Here is a 2,777-nt window from a genome sequence, read left to right as displayed (position 1 = left end):
TCTCCAGTCAATGCTTGACCTGACTGGAGTTGTTTTAAGGCTGTTTCAAAGTCAAAGGGATTTGCCATAATGTGTCATTCCTGTTTTTAACAGTGTAGGGAAATGACACAGTTTTTTGAACACTACCCACCTTCTAGGTTGAGTGAGAAAAAAGAGTCCCCGTGGTTCTTTTTAAGACCAAATAACGCTGCTATATATAATGCAGATGGAAGTCTACGGCATCAATTAATTGTGCCTAAAGAGTTAATAAATCAAGGTGGTCTTGGACAAGAAGGTTGGTACATACATTCAACCTATTATGCTAATTTTCCAAATATTAATGGCTGGGGTGTGATGGTAACAAACGACCATGAATGGCCTGAGCTATGTTTTTGTTTATACGATGGCACACCTAATTTAGTCTGGACATGTTATCAACATGAAAGACGATAGTAAGGCTTAAGCAACATATGAAACAGGAGCTTTAGCTTTTACCATGCAGCATCAAATGGTTTGCTTTCATGTCTATCGTTACAACTACTTTACGTGGCAAGAGCACAACACAAAGTTACCGTCAGCCAATGTACTACGTGGATTTAACTTTAAAGGAGGGAGTTGATTTAAGTTTTCTTAGCTTTATCTTCTAATCAAGTCGCTGATAAAAAACAGGACTTGAAACAAGAAGGAAAAAAGGTGGTTAATTCATTTCAAAAGATTTCTTACGTAACAGTAGGTGTTCTGGTGTTGTTGCTAATAGCTGATTTTATTTGTTCTTTGAACAATATCACATTACTTACAGTTGAGCGTCTAACTTTGCTTGGTGGAGCGGTTGCTTTAGTTGTAATGCTACCGTCCTACACGGTATCATTTTTAATTATAAAACATATGCTTAAGTGGATTAATTGTCCGAAGGTGTCTGGTGGAATTTGACTTAATCTGACACTTTATGTTGGCCGGGATGTGGGTTTATTTATGTGGGTTTTTATGTAGGCCAGAAGATATAAATTACTCTTGTGCTTCGGTACGCTGATGAGCGTCCTCATAGACTGCGTTATTTTCACGTTTACCTATAGCGACCACAAATACAATGATCAAGTCGTTTCGTACTTGATACACAAGGCGATAACCGGCTGATCGCAATTTAATCTTATAACAGTCGGACAGACCACTGAGCTGATTTGCTTCAATCCTGGGATTTTCTAAAACCTTTTCCAGTTTCTTTTTGAATTGGGTTTTAACGGTATGCCCTAGCTTTTGCCATTCTTTCAAAGCGCGTGGATCAAACTCTAACTCATAAGTCATCTAAGCTAACCTTAATACCTTTTTGTGGTTTGGCTAGACGTTCCTTAACTATCGCAAGTAGTTCAGCATCCTCATCTGATACCACAATCGTTTTAAAAGGAAGTTTTTTTTGTTCTGCAACATATTGTAGAGTCTGGCGTAATAGTTCTGATGGTGTGATCCCTAGTTGTTCCAGGGCAGCGTAAGAACGTTCTTTGAGATCATCTTCTATACGGATAGTAATTGTCGACATGTCATTCTCCTTGTAATAACAAATGTAATAACATTAGTGAATTTTAACATGTGAGATAATAGAGGTATAGTCTAACTTAATTATACGTGGCTGATTATGTGAGTGTGGGTTTTGCTAGACGGACTACAACCGTCCTAGAGTAGGAAACAATCAGACTACTCCTTTTGTACGTTCCCTGAATTACTCTTAAATATTAGACTTCTTTCAAAAGTCACTTTTTGAGCAACTCTAAATTAAATATAGCGGCAATTAAATTAAAGCGTAAAGCTATTCTTGTACGTCTATTTCTGTAGAGCGAGTTCAAGATTTTAAAACGCTTTAATGCACCAAAAGTGTGCTCTACCGTGATTCGTCGCCGATTAATTTGCTTGTTGAGATACTTTAAATACGGATCAAGTGGCCGTTGCTTATTCGCTTTAAAGGGAATTAGACCACGTAGACCTGTTTTTGCTAATCCCAGATATCCTTTATCTGCAAGAATGAACGGTCTAAAATGCAAAGACTTCATACTTTTCTTGAATAGCTTAAAATCATGTACCCGACCTTTAGCAAAACAGGTGTGCAGGATTTGCCCTGTTGAGTAATGGATCATCGCTTGCATCTTAACAGTATGGCGTTTCTTTTTACCACTATAGTAATATTTCTGTTTTTTTTGGACGCTCTATCGGAATTTCGGTGGCATCAACGATGACCACTTCCCAATCTACTTCAGTACCTTGCGGTAATTTTTTGGGCAAATGAAACTTATTACTATGGATTAGAATGTTTTCAATGTGCCGGACAATTCGATGAGTACTGGCTTCTGAAATACCATAACTCATGCCGGTATGCATCAAAGTTCGATATTCCCGCCAGTAGCTTAAGGTCAGCAATAATCTATCTTCAAGGCAAAGTTTAGGTGGTCGGCCAAAGCTAGCTTCAAAAGGTTTGAGCTCTTCGAGCATTTGCATGAATGTGCCAGGTTGTACGCCAACCAGACGTTTAAATCTATCGCTGCTTAGGCGCTTAACATCTTTATATCTCATTGGCCAAGCATGGCATAAAAATCATTAATCTGCTGGTCATTTTTTAACTTATGAAAGAGGTCTATTACTGATTAAATCCCTAGACAGTGAGCAGATTAAAGCTGAAGGGGAGCGATTAAGAAAAGTGCTGCACGACCACTAGATTTTAATATTTGGCGTAACCAAGGATACCACCATGACAATCAGACGCTTATTTATTGCGGAAAAGCCCGATCTGGCCAAGGCAATCCGTGATGGCC

At 38.5% G+C, this 2,777-nt stretch carries 4 protein-coding genes; all 4 read right to left on the bottom strand.

All coding sequences use genetic code 11. From position 1 onward, the window contains the following. Positions 1 to 984: 984 nt before the first annotated feature. On the bottom strand, positions 985 to 1,281 hold the full coding sequence (locus E2B99_RS12025; RefSeq protein ID WP_134245232.1) for a type II toxin-antitoxin system RelE family toxin: 297 nt from the start codon (positions 1,279 to 1,281) through the stop codon (positions 985 to 987). Continuing rightward, positions 1,271 to 1,513: a type II toxin-antitoxin system RelB/DinJ family antitoxin gene (locus tag E2B99_RS12020; RefSeq protein ID WP_134245230.1), complete on the bottom strand. Its 243-nt coding sequence runs from the start codon at positions 1,511 to 1,513 to the stop codon at positions 1,271 to 1,273. Before E2B99_RS12020 ends, E2B99_RS12025 begins: the two co-directional genes overlap by 11 nt. Before the next feature lie 211 nt (positions 1,514 to 1,724). Then, positions 1,725 to 2,114, bottom strand: a complete 390-nt coding sequence (locus E2B99_RS12015) for a transposase family protein (RefSeq protein WP_346554178.1) — start codon at positions 2,112 to 2,114, stop codon at positions 1,725 to 1,727. A gap of 28 nt (positions 2,115 to 2,142) precedes the next feature. After that, the gene (locus E2B99_RS12010) at positions 2,143 to 2,538 is read right to left on the bottom strand and encodes a transposase family protein (RefSeq protein WP_134245228.1); all 396 of its coding nucleotides are present in this window, start codon (positions 2,536 to 2,538) and stop codon (positions 2,143 to 2,145) included. Positions 2,539 to 2,777 lie beyond the last annotated feature (239 nt).

This window comes from Alkanindiges illinoisensis, from assembly GCF_004377485.1.
Taxonomy (GTDB): domain Bacteria; phylum Pseudomonadota; class Gammaproteobacteria; order Pseudomonadales; family Moraxellaceae; genus Alkanindiges; species Alkanindiges illinoisensis_A.
This window is presented reverse-complemented; position numbering and strand designations above follow the sequence as displayed.